Origin of the sequence: Hydrogenophaga sp. A37, from assembly GCF_002001205.1 — a bacterium.
Lineage (GTDB): Bacteria > Pseudomonadota > Gammaproteobacteria > Burkholderiales > Burkholderiaceae_C > Hydrogenophaga.
Genome location: NZ_MUNZ01000082.1, coordinates 20,480 through 33,250 on the forward strand (window position 1 = coordinate 20,480; position 12,771 = coordinate 33,250).

Below are 12,771 nucleotides of genomic sequence, written 5' to 3' on the forward strand. Positions count from 1 at the left end.
ATCATGGGCCGCGTTGCACCGCTGTCGGGCCTGGTGGCGCTGTGGCTGGCGCTGACGGGGGCGGCGCTCGCACAGACACCGTATGCGGGCCCGTTGTTCGACGCCCACCTGCACTACAACGACGAAGCCTGCGGGCACGACACACCGTCGCCCACCTGCCCGCACCCGCTGGCCGATGTGCTCGCCCGCATGCAGCGCAACGGCGTGCGGGCTGTGCTGGCCAATTCGCGGCCCAACGCCGGCACCCTCGCCCTGGCGGGAGCGCGCGAGCAGGCGCGTGCCTCGGGTGTGACCGTGGTGCCCTTTGTCCGCCTCTACCGCAATCGCGCCGACTACAGCGGCTGGTTCGCCGACGCGTCCATCGCCGAGATGGTGCAGACCGAGTTGGCGCGCGGCACGCCGGCCGGTGCCTACCAGGGCCTGGGTGAATTCCACCTGTACGACAGCGCCAACGCCAACGGGCCGGTCGCCAGACAGCTCATGGCGCTGGCCGAGCAAAAAACCCTGGCCATCCTGGCCCACGTGGACGATGCGGCGATCGACCTGTTGATGGCGAACACGCCGTCGAAGGGGCAAAAGCTGCTTTTGATCTGGGCCCACACTGGCATTTCCGGTGCATCCGTGGCGCGGGTCGATGAGCTGTTCACGCGGTACCCGCGCCTGATGGGCGAGCTCTCTTACCGCCCCGGCCTCACCTGCGACGGTGGCCAGCTCTGCCCTGAATGGCGTGCGCTGCTGCTCAAGTACCCCGACCGTTTCATGATCGGCTCCGACACCTGGGTCAATCAGCGCTGGCAGTACTACGACGAGCTCATGCAGGGCTACCGCGCCTGGCTCGGCGGTTTGCCCGCCGACGTGGCGCGCCGCATCGCGTGGAACAATGGGGCGCAACTGTTTGGCCTGAACCAGAACGCCCCCGCCACCCGATGATCCAGCTTTACTACTACCCCAGCACCGCCAGCATGGTGCCCCATATCCTGCTCGAAGAACTGGGCCTGCCCTACGAGCGCGTGCTCGTGGACCGCAAGCAGGACGTGCAGAAGACCACGGCCTACCTGAAGCTCAACCCCAACGGCCTGATCCCGGTGCTCACCGACGGCGATCTGGTGTTGTACGAAACGGCGGCGATCTGCCTGCATCTGTGCGACGCGCACCCGGGCAGTGGCCTGGCGCCTGCGGTGGGTTCGACCGAGCGGGCCCATTTCTACAAGTGGCTGATGTGGCTGACCAACACATTGCAGGCCACGCTCATCGTCTATTTCTACCCTGAGCGCTGGGTCAACGCCGGCAACAGGGCGGGAGCGGCGGAAGTACAGCACCACGCCGAGATCCGGATCAACAACCTGCTCAAGCAACTCGACAACGAACTGGCCGGACATGGCGGGCCGTGGTTGTTGGGCGAGGTCTATTCGGCGCTGGACCCTTATGTGTTCACCCTGTGCCGCTGGACGCGCAACTTCGTGTTCTCGCCAGCACGGGACAAGCGCCAGCTCGGGCCCTACCTGCAGCGCATGCTGGCGCGCCCCTCGGTGCAGCGGGCCCTGGCCAATGAAGGCTTGAGCCCGCCCTTCGTCTGACCCTACCGGCCGGTCCGGGCCAGGTAGCGTTTGCGCCAGAACAGCATGCCCAGCACGCCGGCGGTCAGCAACATGGTTCCCATGGCCCACCAGAAGCCCGACTCCTGGTGCAGCAGCGGGATGAACTCGAAGTTCATGCCGAAGATGCCGGCGATCAGGTTCAGGGGCAGGAAGATGGCGGTCAGCGCGGTGAGCGTGCGCATGATGTCGTTGGTGCGGTTGCTCTGCGCTGAAAAGTGCATCTGCACCGCGATCTCGGCGTTTTGCTCCAGCCGGCGCACGTGGTGCACCACCCGCTCGATGTGCTCCAGCACGTCCCGGCTGCGCACCTTGAGCAGCTCCAGTCCACGCTGCCCTCCGATGTGTTCGTCCGGCTCCCAGGCTGCGAGGGCTTCGATCCAATCCTGAATGGCGGCACGCTGGTCCTCGCAGATCTCGTCGAGGTGGTGCAGTGCGTTGCGCGCATCCAGCAACAAGCCCCAGTTGGTGAATCGGGTGGACGGGCGTAACAGTTCGGACTGCCAGTGGTCGAGCTGGCGGGTGAGTTCGCGTCGCAGCTCCAGGAAGCCATCCACCATCAGGTTGACGATGCGCAGCATCAGATCCGGTGGGCTGGTGGGCCACTGGGTACCCACCGCGCGCAACGTCGCGCTGCCAGGCGTCAGCAGCCTGGAAGCGTAGCTTTTCAGCACCGTGCAGCCCGCAGGGTGCACGGTCAGCAGAATGCGGTCAAAGACCACAAAACCGACCGGGCTGGTGTCGATGCGGCGCAGCACCGGCGGGCCACCTCGCTTGAGCGGCGTGGTGAGCACAGCCCCAGGGTGCTCCAGGTCGGTTTCGGTGTGACCGGCGGCCAGGCGTCGGAACGCCAGCATGTCGTACTGGGAGGTGAAATCGTAATGCGATGGCAACTGGTTGTTCAGCAGGTCCGAGACGTGCAGATCCACCAGCGGTGTACCGCAGAGCAACTGCAAGTTCGCCTGAACGGCCGACAGTTCGACCTCCAGTTCACGTCGGCCACACGCGATCCAGACAAAGCCCTTATCGGGCAACTGTTGGGGCAGCTCGGAGGTTTCGACGGCGCCCGAGGGCCGAATCTGAAAAACTCGCATGGGGTCAGCCGCGCAGCAGCCGGGCCGCGTCGCGCGCGAAATAGGTCAGCACGCCGTCGGCGCCCGCGCGCTTGAAGGCCAGCAGGCTTTCCATCATCACCGCATCGTGGTCCAGCCAACCGTTGAGGGCCGCGGCCTTGAGCATGGCGTACTCGCCACTGACCTGGTAGGCGAATGTCGGCATGTGGAACTCGTCCTTCACGCGCCGCACGATGTCCAGGTAGGGCATGCCGGGTTTGACCATCACCATGTCGGCGCCTTCGGCGATGTCCAGCGCCACCTCGCGCAGCGCCTCGTCGCTGTTGCCTGGGTCCATCTGGTAGACCTTTTTGTCTGCTTTGCCCAGGTTGGCGGCCGAGCCCACGGCATCACGGAAGGGGCCGTAGAAGGCGCTCGCGTACTTGGCGCTGTAGGCCATGATCCGGGTGTGGACCAGGCCTTGGGCCTCCAGCGCCTGGCGAATGGCGCCGATGCGGCCGTCCATCATGTCGCTCGGTGCCACCATGTCCACGCCGGCTTCGGCCTGTGTGAGCGCCTGCTTCACCAGGATTTCGACCGTCGGATCGTTGAGGATGTAGTGGTTGTCGTCCAAGACCCCGTCTTGGCCGTGGCTGGTGTAGGGGTCGAGCGCCACGTCGGTCATCACCCCCAACTGGGGAAAGTGCTGTTTCAAGGCGCGCACCACGCGCGGTACGAGCCCCTCGGGGTTCATGGCTTCTTGGCCGTCGGGCGTCTTCTGCGACGCATCGATCACCGGGAACAACGCCATCACAGGAATGCCCAGCTTCACACAGTCCTCGGCCACCGGCAGCAGCAGATCGAGGCTAAGGCGCTCCACGCCCGGCATGGACCCGACCGCCTCCCGCCGATGGGCTCCATCGAGCACGAAGACCGGGTAGATGAAGTCCGCCGGGCTGAGTCGGTGCTCGCGTACCAGGTCACGGGTGAAGGCGTCGCGACGCAAGCGGCGGGGGCGAGAAAGTGGGTAGGGGGCGGGGATGTGCATCTCTTGATTGTGGCAAATACATGCCGGGACGGCGCATCAATGCGACAACTCTGTAAGGGCCGTCGCGACTGAATGTTGCAAATCGTAAAAAAACCGCGATGATTGAATGCAGCAGTACTTTGTGTTGAACTCTGTCGAGGAAAAATGCAGCTGTCCGGTGTGACGAAGAGGCCCGAGGGGGACTTTTTTGTTCTCCCGTGCCGACCCCGTTTCGGCATCGTCTTACCGACCCTCACCAGCCTGGAACGGATGGTGCAAGCTTTTACATGAACGAGCCCTGTCATGCAGCCCAACAAAACAAGCCACCCAAATTCACCCGCAACCAACAAGCCGGGTACTCCAGCAGAAGGTGACGCTTGGTCACTGAACGATCATTGGCCCGAACTGCTGTCCGCGCTGTCGGACCAGTTCACCGAGAGTGTCAGTGCGCTGCAGAGCCAGATCGACCTGTTGCTCGCCAAAGGGCGCATCAGCAAGCAGGAGCACCGCACACTCAACATACCCGCCGAGCGCATCAAGCTCGCGGGCATCAGTGCGCAGCAGATCCAGCGCTTCTACGGTGGACGCATCCGGCAGTCGCACGAAAAAGTCAACATGGCCGACCTTGTCGAGGGCGTGCTGCAGGAGCGCAAGCAGGAACTGGGCATTCTGGGCATTGCCCTGCGGCGCAAGCTCAAGCCGGTGGAAGTGCTTATCGATCCGACGGTCGCGCACACCTTTGTGAATGCCGTGCTCGACTGGGGTCTGCCGTTTGGCAATCGCGTCGACATGCGCGTGGACCTCAACGCCTGGCCACAGCACGCCCGCTTGCTGATGCGTGTGTCGAACGACGGCGTGCCCCCGTCAAGCAGCACGTCTTCCGACAGCCTGAGTTGGATGTTGATCCGCCAGATCGCGCTGGCTGGCGGCGGCATTGAGGTGGAGCGCGACGTCACGGGCGAGGGAGTGAGCTTCACAGCACTCTTCAACCGAACCGTTCAGGCCGTGGATGGCATTTCTGCGGTGGATCTCTCGGACGAACATTCATCCATGTTCAAGTCGCTGTCCGGCACTTACGTGCTGACCATCTCTCCCAGCCTGCAGATCCGTGCCGATGTGCGCGATGCCCTGCGCGAGATCGGGATCACGTCCGACAGCGTGGTGGACTTCACCCAGGCCCGCGAGGCGATCAAAGGCCGCATGCCCAACCTCATCGTGGTGGATTCCGAGATCAAGGACGAAGATTTCGTGCGGTTTCGCGACGAGCTGTTGCGCGAAGTGTTCGAGTTTCCCTTTGTCGAGATATCGCCTGACGATAGTTCGTTCGACATGTCCGGTTTTGGGGAGTTTTCCATGGCCAAGGTGGGTCGGGGCAACCTCCGCGAGGCGCTAGGGACCGCTGTGATGTTCGAGTTGGCCAAGATGATGTAATACATTGTAAGTAATATGTTGTGAATACCTCAAACACCCTGTCAGATCTAACAGGGTGTTTTCTCCCATTTTGGTATTTTCTGTTGTAACATGTGCACCGAGCGTGCTCTAGGGTGCGTTCCCCGCTTTTCCTCCCTGAGCGGGTGCCTTAGTGTGTGACAGCAAAAAGGCTTCCTAACCCGGCCCTGTGGGCCGGGTTTTTTTTGTCCATTCGCCGGGCTGGATGGTGCAGACCCCACTGGGGGACGCGGCTAAACTGACCCGATGCTCTGGGTCAAATCCTTTCACATCATCTTCGTGGCCAGCTGGTTCGCTGGGCTGTTCTACTTGCCTCGCATCTTCGTCAATCTGGCCATGGTGCCGCCTGAGAGCGTGGCTGAGCGCGAACGCCTGCTGTTGATGGCCCGAAAACTCATGCGCTTCACCACGATGCTGGCCGTGCCCGCGCTGGCGCTGGGCATCTGGTTATGGATGGGCTACGGCATTGGCTGGGGCGTCGGCAATGGGTGGATGCACGCCAAACTCGCCCTGGTGCTTCTGATCCTCGGGTACCACCATGTCTGTGCCGTCATGCTGCGCCGCTTCGAGCGCGGCGGAAACAGGCGTGGCCACGTCTGGTACCGCTGGTTCAATGAGGCGCCGGTCATCATGCTGATGGCGGTGGTGGTGCTGGTGGTGGTGAAGCCCTTCTGATGCCCGGGCGGCATACGTGACGCTACGCTCCTCTGCCATGCCGTTGGCGCTGTTGTTTGCCGCGTTGGTGGTTTACGCGAGTCTTTACCCTTTCGAAGGGTGGCGTTGGCCAGGAGCGCCCCTGATGGCCTTTGTCGACGCGCCCCTGCCTCGGTACTGGACGGGTTTTGACGTGGGTGCCAACCTTGTTGGCTATGGCCCCCTGGGCTTCTTGTTGGCGCTTGCGCTGTTGCGCTCTGGTTGGGGGCGCTGGGCATGGCCGCTGGCTGTGTTCGCATCGGCAAGCCTGTCGATGGTGGTGGAGACCCTGCAGAATTTTTTGCCGATGCGCGTGTCCTCCAACCTGGATTTCGCGCTGAACGCGTCCGGTGCTGCGTTGGGTGCGTCCTTTGCCTGGATTCTGGAGCGGGTGGGCGGACTTCGGCGCTGGAGCCAGTTCCGCGCTGACTGGTTTGAGCCGCAGGCCCATGGATCGTTGGTGTTGTTGGCCCTTTGGCCATTTGCGCTTCTCTATCCGGTCTCCGTGCCTTTTGGTCTTGGGCAGGTGTGGGACCGTATCGAGGGGATGTTGGCTCGGTTGCTCGCCGATACGCCCTTTTTGGAATGGGTGCCCTTGTTGCCAGATCCCGTCCTGCCCTTGAGTCCCCTGGCCGAAGCCCTCTGCGTGGCGTTGGGGTTGTTGACGCCGATGTTTCTGGGTTACGGCGACGTGCGCACGGTGTGGCGCCGGCTGGTGTTTCTGGTGATGTTGTTTGCCGGTGGGTTGGGTGCGGCTGCACTGTCCTCGGCCCTGACCTACGGCCCGGACCATGCATGGGCCTGGATCAATGTTCCGGCCCTCATGGGCATGGGGCTGGCACTCATCGCAGGCTTGGCTGCGTCTGTTCTGCCCCCTCGCTTGTGCCACGTGGCGCTGTTGATGGGGCTCGCCGTGTCACTGAGCCTGCTCAACCGGGCGCCTGTGAGCGCCTATTTCGATCAATCACTGGAAGTGTGGGAGCAGGGGCGTTTCATCCGCTTTCACGGCTTGTCGCAGTGGCTAGGCTGGCTGTGGCCTTTTGCCGCGATGGTGTTTGGCCTGCGCGCAGTGGCCCGGGCGTCTATGGGGCGGTAAGCACGCAACTAAAATCCGTCGATGGTTGAAAACAAATCCTATTACGAGCGGCACATCTTCTTCTGCCTGAACCAGCGCGACAACGGTGAAGACTGTTGTGCTCAACACCAGGCCCAGGCGGCCTTTGATCGTTGCAAGAACCAGGCGAAAGCCCTCGGCCTGCTTGGGCAAGGCAAGGTCCGGGTCAACAAAGCGGGGTGCCTGGATCGATGTGCTGGGGGGCCCATCGCGGTTGTGTACCCTGAGGCGGTCTGGTACAGCTACGTCGATGAACAAGATATCGATGAAATCGTGCAGTCTCATCTGCGCGATGGTGTGGTCGTGCAGCGCTTGGTCACGCCTCCCGATGTGGGGCGCTGATGTCGGTCTGCCCTGTGTTCGAACCTGTTGGGGGTAGATTGTCGTGAACGCGCAGACCGAGCGCGTGACCCAAGCCGGCCCGGCGGGGACGTTGGAGCTGGCCATTGATCGACCAACTTCGACGCCCATCGGGACCGCGGTGCTGTCCCATCCGCACCCCCTGCACGGTGGCACCATGACCAACAAGGTGGTTCAAACCTTGGCCCGTGCCTGTGTGCTGGCTGGCTGGAATGCTGTGCGCTTCAACTTTAGAGGCGTGGGAGGCAGTGAGGGCGTGTACGACGAGGGTCGTGGAGAGTTGTTGGACCTTCTGTCGGTGATCGATGCACAGGCGCCCGAAGGACCATTGTGTTTGGCGGGGTTTTCGTTTGGTGCCTTTGTCACCAGTCACGCGGCCGCTCAATTGCACCCACGGCGCGACATCCAGCGGCTCGTGCTGGTGGGCACGGCCGCCAGTCGGTTTGACGTGGCCCAGGTGCCTGGCGAGTTGCACCTGCGCAGTCTGGTGATTCATGGCGAGCAGGACGACACGGTCCCGCTTGCCTCGGCGATGGACTGGGCCCGGCCTCAGGCGCTGCCGGTTCTCGTGGTTCCCGGTGGGGGCCACTTCTTTCATGGCCAGTTGCCGCTTCTGCGTGAACTGGTGTTGCGTCACTTGCGAGCCTGAGTGGCGAGCAGGTTTCATTTTTTCTGGATTCGGATGTTGTTTCGTCGTTCGCCTTTCTTCCTTTTCTTTTGGCTGGTGTTGTGCCTGCCGTTCCCTGCCTTGTCTGCGCTGCCTCAACCACCGGAGGTCGCCGCGCGAGCCTACCTGTTGATGGATGTCACTTCTGGGCAGGTGCTGGCTGCCAAAGATGCGGACAAACCGGTGGAGCCGGCGTCCTTGACCAAGCTCATGACTGCATACCTGGTGTTTGATGCGCTCAAGTCGGGCAAGCTCAGTCTTCAGCAAACCTTGCCCGTGAGCGAAAAGGCCTGGAAGATGCCGGGTTCGCGCATGTTCATCGATCCCAAGATGCAGGTGCCGGTCGAAGATTTGCTCAAAGGCATGATCGTGCAGTCGGGCAACGACGCCACCATGGCGCTGGCCGAGGGTGTGGGTGGAAGCTCCGAGCGCTTCGTGGAGATGATGAACCAGCAGGCCAAGGCGCTGGGCTTGACCGCCAGCAGCTTCAAGAACCCCGAGGGACTCACTGTGGCTGGCCACACCACGACCGCCCGTGATCTGGCCACGCTGGCCATGCGCCTGATGCGCGACTTCCCCGATTTTGTGCCGTATTACGCCATCCAGCGCTACCGGTACCCAGGCACGCCTGCAACCAACGACAGCAACCGCAATCTGTTGTTGTTCCGCGATCCCAGCGTTGATGGACTGAAGACGGGTCACACCGATGCGGCCGGCTATTGCCTTGTGGCCACCGCACACCGGCCATCGCCTGCGTTGGGGGCTGGGGCACAGGGGCAGCGTCGCCTGCTCAGTGTTTTGCTCGGGGCTTCAAGTGAAAACGCGCGCGCGGCAGAGAGTCAAAAGCTGTTGAATTGGGGCTACACCGCCTTTGAGGCGGTGCGTTTGAGTCCTGCCGGTGAGCCGTTGACCTCACCCCGGGTCTGGAAAGGCCGGGCCGAGGTGGTCAAGCTGGGCAGACCCGAAGGTGTGGTGGTGTCGGTGCCGGCGGGCGAAGCAGGTCGCCTGAAGACCGAAGTCACCCGCCCCGATCCACTGGTGGCTCCGCTGCAGCGCGGGCAGCAGGTGGGTGCGCTCAGGGTGCGCTTGGGCAACGGTGACCTGGTGGCGGACGTGCCCTTGAGCGTGCTGGAGACCGTGGAGGAAAGCGGGATGCTGGGCAGGGCCTGGGATGCCCTGCGCCTCTGGATCCAGTGAATCCCTCGTTGGGCAGTCCACAGTGGGCTGCACGATCTGTTCATGTGTTCGAGGGATCGTCAGAAACAGAATGGAGCCGAATTTGCACAAATGTCGGCCCGTGATATAGTCGAAGGCTCTTCGGAAATTTCCGAGGAGATCTCGTCTTCGCTTTTTTCAAACGTTTAGGGACGTTTCTTTCATGCCAACCATCAATCAACTCGTGCGCCACGGCCGGGAGGTCGAAAAGACCAAATCCAAGAGCCCGGCCATGGAAAATTCTCCGCAGCGTCGCGGTGTGTGCACCCGTGTGTACACCACGACTCCCAAGAAGCCCAACTCCGCTCTGCGTAAGGTCGCCAAGGTGCGCCTGACCAACGGTTTTGAGGTCATCTCCTACATCGGTGGCGAGGGCCACAACCTGCAGGAACACAGCGTCGTGCTGGTTCGCGGTGGTCGTGTCAAGGACTTGCCTGGTGTGCGTTATCACATCGTGCGCGGTTCTTTGGATCTGCAGGGTGTGAAGGACCGCAAGCAGTCGCGCTCCAAGTACGGTGCGAAGAAGCCCAAGGCCAAGTAATCCTGGTTTTTCGGTGTTTGACCGGCCGGCAAGCTGTGTCGAACGTAGTGACCCCAAAGCGCCATGTCGGCGTCGGGTCGAGTAAGTGAGGGCCTTGCTGGGTTCTCGCGGTGTCTGAAAAGACGCCAACTGAAGCAATTTTGAGGTGTAGAAATGCCACGTCGTCGCGAAGTCCCTAAACGTGAAATCCTGCCGGATCCCAAGTTCGGCAACGTCGAACTCTCCAAGTTCATGAACGTGATCATGGAAGGCGGCAAGAAAGCTGTCGCCGAGCGCATCATCTATGGTGCCCTGGAGCAGATCGAGAAAAAGACCGGCAAAGACCCGGTTGAAGCCTTCTCCATTGCCATTAACAACGTCAAGCCCATGGTGGAAGTCAAGTCCCGCCGCGTAGGTGGTGCCAACTACCAGGTGCCTGTTGAGGTGCGTCCTGTCCGTCGCCTGGCTTTGTCCATGCGTTGGATCAAAGAGGCTGCCCGCAAGCGCAGCGAAAAGTCCATGGCCATGCGCTTGGCCAACGAGCTGATCGAGGCCACCGAAGGCCGTGGCGGCGCCATGAAGAAGCGTGACGAAGTGCACCGCATGGCCGAAGCCAACAAGGCATTCAGCCACTTCCGCTTCTGATCTTTTGCGGGCTTCAGTCGAGCCCGCCAGCTTTGTCAGAAGCAAGCCCGCTGCCCCAAAAAGGGTTGCGGGCTTTGGTACTTAATTTTGGAGAATTTTCATGGCACGCAATACGCCTCTTGAGCGTTATCGCAACATCGGTATTTCGGCGCACATCGACGCCGGCAAGACCACGACCACCGAGCGCATCCTGTTTTACACGGGTGTGAACCACAAGATCGGTGAAGTGCACGACGGCGCAGCCACCATGGACTGGATGGAGCAGGAGCAGGAGCGTGGCATCACGATCACGTCCGCTGCCACGACCTGCTTCTGGAAGGGCATGGACAACTCGTTCCCTGAGCACCGTTTCAACATCATCGACACCCCTGGCCACGTGGACTTCACCATCGAGGTGGAGCGCTCCATGCGCGTGCTGGACGGCGCCTGCATGGTGTATTGTGCCGTGGGTGGCGTGCAGCCCCAGTCGGAAACTGTCTGGCGCCAAGCCAACAAATACAAGGTGCCACGGCTGGCCTTTGTGAACAAGATGGACCGCACCGGTGCCAACTTCTTCAAGGTCGTCGAGCAGATGAAGCTGCGCCTGAAGGCAACCCCAGTTCCGATCGTGATCCCGATTGGCGCCGAAGAGCACTTCACCGGCGTGGTGGATCTGCGCAAGATGAAGGCCATCATCTGGGACGAAGCTTCGCAGGGCATGAAATTCACCTTCGAAGAAATCCCGGCGCACCTGCTCGAGCAATCCAAAGAGTGGCGCGAGAAGATGGTGGAAGCGGCTGCCGAAGCCACCGAAGAGTTGATGAACAAATACCTCGAAGAGGGCGACCTCTCTGAAGAGGAAATCACCGCCGGTCTGCGCGCCCGCACCCTGGCCTGCGAAATTCAGCCCATGCTGTGCGGGACCGCGTTCAAGAACAAAGGTGTGCAGCGCATGCTGGACGCCGTGGTTGAACTGCTGCCTTCGCCGGTGGACATTCCCCCGGTTGGCGGCACCGACGAAGACGAAGCACCGACCAGCCGCAGGGCCAGCGACGACGAAAAGTTGTCTGCTCTCGCATTCAAGCTGATGACCGACCCGTTTGTGGGTCAGCTGACCTTCGTGCGCGTGTATTCCGGTGTGCTCAAGAAGGGCGACACCGTGTACAACGCGGTCAAAGGCAAGAAAGAGCGCATTGGCCGTATCGTGCAGATGCACGCCAACAACCGCCAGGAAGTGGAGGAAATCCGCGCCGGCGACATCGCTGCCTGCGTGGGTCTGAAAGACGTGACCACGGGTGAAACCCTGTGCGACCCGTCCGCCATCATCACGTTGGAGCGCATGGTGTTCCCTGAGCCGGTGATTGCCCAGGCCGTCGAACCCAAGACCAAGGCCGACCAGGAAAAGATGGGCATTGCTCTGAACCGCCTGGCCGCTGAGGATCCGTCGTTCCGCGTGCGCACCGACGAAGAATCGGGCCAGACCATCATCGCCGGCATGGGCGAGTTGCACCTGGAAATCATCGTCGATCGCATGAAGCGCGAGTTCGGTGTGGAAGCCAACGTGGGCAAGCCGCAGGTGGCCTACCGCGAAACCATCCGCGGCACCGTGGAAGAAGCCGAAGGCAAGTTCGTGCGCCAGTCCGGTGGCAAGGGCCAGTATGGTCACGTCGTCCTGAAAATCGAGCCGCAAGCGCCTGGCAAAGGCTTCGAATTCGTCGATGCCATCAAGGGCGGTGTGGTTCCGCGCGAATTCATTCCCGCCGTGGAGAAGGGCGTGAACGAAGCCCTGGGTCAAGGCGTGTTGGCCGGTTACCCGGTGGTGGACGTCAAGGTCACGCTGCACTTCGGTTCGTACCATGACGTGGACTCGAACGAACTGGCCTTCAAGATGGCTGCGATCTTTGGTTTCAAGGAAGGCTGCCGCAAAGCCCAGCCCGTGATCCTTGAGCCCATGATGGCTGTGGAAGTGGAAACGCCGGAAGACTACGCCGGTACCGTGATGGGCGACCTCTCCAGCCGCCGTGGCATGGTGCAGGGCATGGAAGACATGGTCGGTGGCGGCAAGGCCATCAAGGCAGAAGTGCCCCTGTCCGAAATGTTCGGTTACTCGACCTCGCTGCGCTCTGCGACCCAAGGCCGTGCCACTTACACGATGGAGTTCAAGCACTACTCCGAAGCTCCGCGCAACGTGGCCGAAGCCATTGTTGCCGCGCGCTCCAAGTAATTTAAGCCGGTCTGCGATCACGCGCCGCCCTGTCCCCGTGCGGGGCGAACCAGCAGTGTGGTGCAGACCTAAAACCATGACACGGGTTTGTTCTTTCTAGGAATTGAAAAATGGCAAAAGAGAAATTTGAGCGGACCAAGCCGCACGTGAATGTGGGCACCATTGGTCACGTGGACCATGGCAAGACGACGCTGACGGCGGCCATCACCACCGTGCTGGCGGCCAAGTTCG

At 61.8% G+C, this 12,771-nt stretch carries 14 protein-coding genes; 12 read left to right on the forward strand and 2 right to left on the reverse strand.

Features of this window, described 5'->3' with window-relative positions; genetic code table 11:
- Positions 1–3: 3 nt before the first annotated feature.
- Both B0E41_RS07385 and B0E41_RS07390 read left to right on the forward strand, forming a co-directional pair.
- Positions 4–930, forward strand: a complete 927-nt coding sequence (locus tag B0E41_RS07385) for an amidohydrolase (protein ID WP_077330441.1) — start codon at positions 4–6, stop codon at positions 928–930.
- Complete coding sequence (locus tag B0E41_RS07390) at positions 927–1,577, forward strand: glutathione S-transferase family protein (RefSeq protein ID WP_077330442.1); 651 nt, start codon at positions 927–929, stop codon at positions 1,575–1,577. Before B0E41_RS07385 ends, B0E41_RS07390 begins: the two co-directional genes overlap by 4 nt.
- A 2-nt stretch (positions 1,578–1,579) precedes the next feature.
- On the opposite strand, the gene B0E41_RS07395 is transcribed toward B0E41_RS07390, so the two are convergent.
- Positions 1,580–2,689, reverse strand: a complete 1,110-nt coding sequence (locus B0E41_RS07395; protein ID WP_077330443.1) for a magnesium transporter CorA family protein — start codon at positions 2,687–2,689, stop codon at positions 1,580–1,582.
- Between the two features lie 4 nt (positions 2,690–2,693).
- Complete coding sequence (gene hemB / locus B0E41_RS07400; RefSeq protein ID WP_077330444.1) at positions 2,694–3,695, reverse strand: porphobilinogen synthase; 1,002 nt, start codon at positions 3,693–3,695, stop codon at positions 2,694–2,696.
- 282 nt (positions 3,696–3,977) lie between these two features.
- Here hemB and B0E41_RS07405 point away from each other — a divergent pair, with 282 nt between their 5' ends.
- The 10 genes from B0E41_RS07405 to B0E41_RS07450 form a co-directional block, all read left to right on the forward strand.
- Entirely contained in the window at positions 3,978–5,105 is a 1,128-nt protein-coding gene (locus tag B0E41_RS07405) for a hypothetical protein (protein ID WP_077330445.1), read from the forward strand.
- Between the two features lie 264 nt (positions 5,106–5,369).
- Complete coding sequence (locus tag B0E41_RS07410) at positions 5,370–5,798, forward strand: CopD family protein (RefSeq protein WP_077330446.1); 429 nt, start codon at positions 5,370–5,372, stop codon at positions 5,796–5,798.
- Positions 5,799–5,922: 124 nt separating this feature from the next.
- On the forward strand, positions 5,923–6,912 hold the full coding sequence (locus B0E41_RS07415; RefSeq protein WP_363350545.1) for a VanZ family protein: 990 nt from the start codon (positions 5,923–5,925) through the stop codon (positions 6,910–6,912).
- 21 nt (positions 6,913–6,933) lie between these two features.
- Entirely contained in the window at positions 6,934–7,272 is a 339-nt protein-coding gene (locus tag B0E41_RS07420; RefSeq protein ID WP_077330448.1) for a 2Fe-2S ferredoxin, read from the forward strand.
- A 43-nt stretch (positions 7,273–7,315) separates the two neighbouring features.
- Positions 7,316–7,939 (forward strand): alpha/beta hydrolase, encoded by a 624-nt coding sequence (locus B0E41_RS07425; RefSeq protein ID WP_077330449.1) that lies wholly within the window; start codon positions 7,316–7,318, stop codon positions 7,937–7,939.
- Between the two features lie 33 nt (positions 7,940–7,972).
- Positions 7,973–9,154, forward strand: coding sequence for a D-alanyl-D-alanine carboxypeptidase family protein (locus tag B0E41_RS07430; protein ID WP_077330450.1), 1,182 nt, complete (start codon positions 7,973–7,975; stop codon positions 9,152–9,154).
- Positions 9,155–9,335: 181 nt separating this feature from the next.
- Positions 9,336–9,713, forward strand: coding sequence for a 30S ribosomal protein S12 (gene rpsL / locus B0E41_RS07435; protein WP_056266875.1), 378 nt, complete (start codon positions 9,336–9,338; stop codon positions 9,711–9,713).
- Between the two features lie 153 nt (positions 9,714–9,866).
- Complete coding sequence (gene rpsG, locus B0E41_RS07440; RefSeq protein WP_068169697.1) at positions 9,867–10,337, forward strand: 30S ribosomal protein S7; 471 nt, start codon at positions 9,867–9,869, stop codon at positions 10,335–10,337.
- A gap of 100 nt (positions 10,338–10,437) precedes the next feature.
- Entirely contained in the window at positions 10,438–12,540 is a 2,103-nt protein-coding gene (gene fusA, locus B0E41_RS07445) for an elongation factor G (protein WP_077330451.1), read from the forward strand.
- A gap of 110 nt (positions 12,541–12,650) precedes the next feature.
- A partial coding sequence (locus tag B0E41_RS07450) for a GTP-binding protein (RefSeq protein ID WP_253194645.1) occupies positions 12,651–12,771 on the forward strand: 121 nt, incomplete at its 3' end.

Bases quoted from the DNA above. Each gene is read 5' to 3' on its own strand.
- B0E41_RS07385 (WP_077330441.1), top strand. From the start codon at position 4: ATGGGCCGCGTTGCACCGCTGTCGGGCCTGGTGGCGCTGTGGCTGGCG.
- B0E41_RS07390 (WP_077330442.1), top strand. From the start codon at position 927: ATGATCCAGCTTTACTACTACCCCAGCACCGCCAGCATGGTGCCCCAT.
- B0E41_RS07395 (WP_077330443.1), bottom strand. From the start codon at position 2,689: ATGCGAGTTTTTCAGATTCGGCCCTCGGGCGCCGTCGAAACCTCCGAG.
- hemB (WP_077330444.1), bottom strand. From the start codon at position 3,695: ATGCACATCCCCGCCCCCTACCCACTTTCTCGCCCCCGCCGCTTGCGT.
- B0E41_RS07405 (WP_077330445.1), top strand. From the start codon at position 3,978: ATGCAGCCCAACAAAACAAGCCACCCAAATTCACCCGCAACCAACAAG.
- B0E41_RS07410 (WP_077330446.1), top strand. From the start codon at position 5,370: ATGCTCTGGGTCAAATCCTTTCACATCATCTTCGTGGCCAGCTGGTTC.
- B0E41_RS07415 (WP_363350545.1), top strand. From the start codon at position 5,923: ATGGCCTTTGTCGACGCGCCCCTGCCTCGGTACTGGACGGGTTTTGAC.
- B0E41_RS07420 (WP_077330448.1), top strand. From the start codon at position 6,934: ATGGTTGAAAACAAATCCTATTACGAGCGGCACATCTTCTTCTGCCTG.
- B0E41_RS07430 (WP_077330450.1), top strand. From the start codon at position 7,973: ATGTTGTTTCGTCGTTCGCCTTTCTTCCTTTTCTTTTGGCTGGTGTTG.
- rpsL (WP_056266875.1), top strand. From the start codon at position 9,336: ATGCCAACCATCAATCAACTCGTGCGCCACGGCCGGGAGGTCGAAAAG.
- rpsG (WP_068169697.1), top strand. From the start codon at position 9,867: ATGCCACGTCGTCGCGAAGTCCCTAAACGTGAAATCCTGCCGGATCCC.
- fusA (WP_077330451.1), top strand. From the start codon at position 10,438: ATGGCACGCAATACGCCTCTTGAGCGTTATCGCAACATCGGTATTTCG.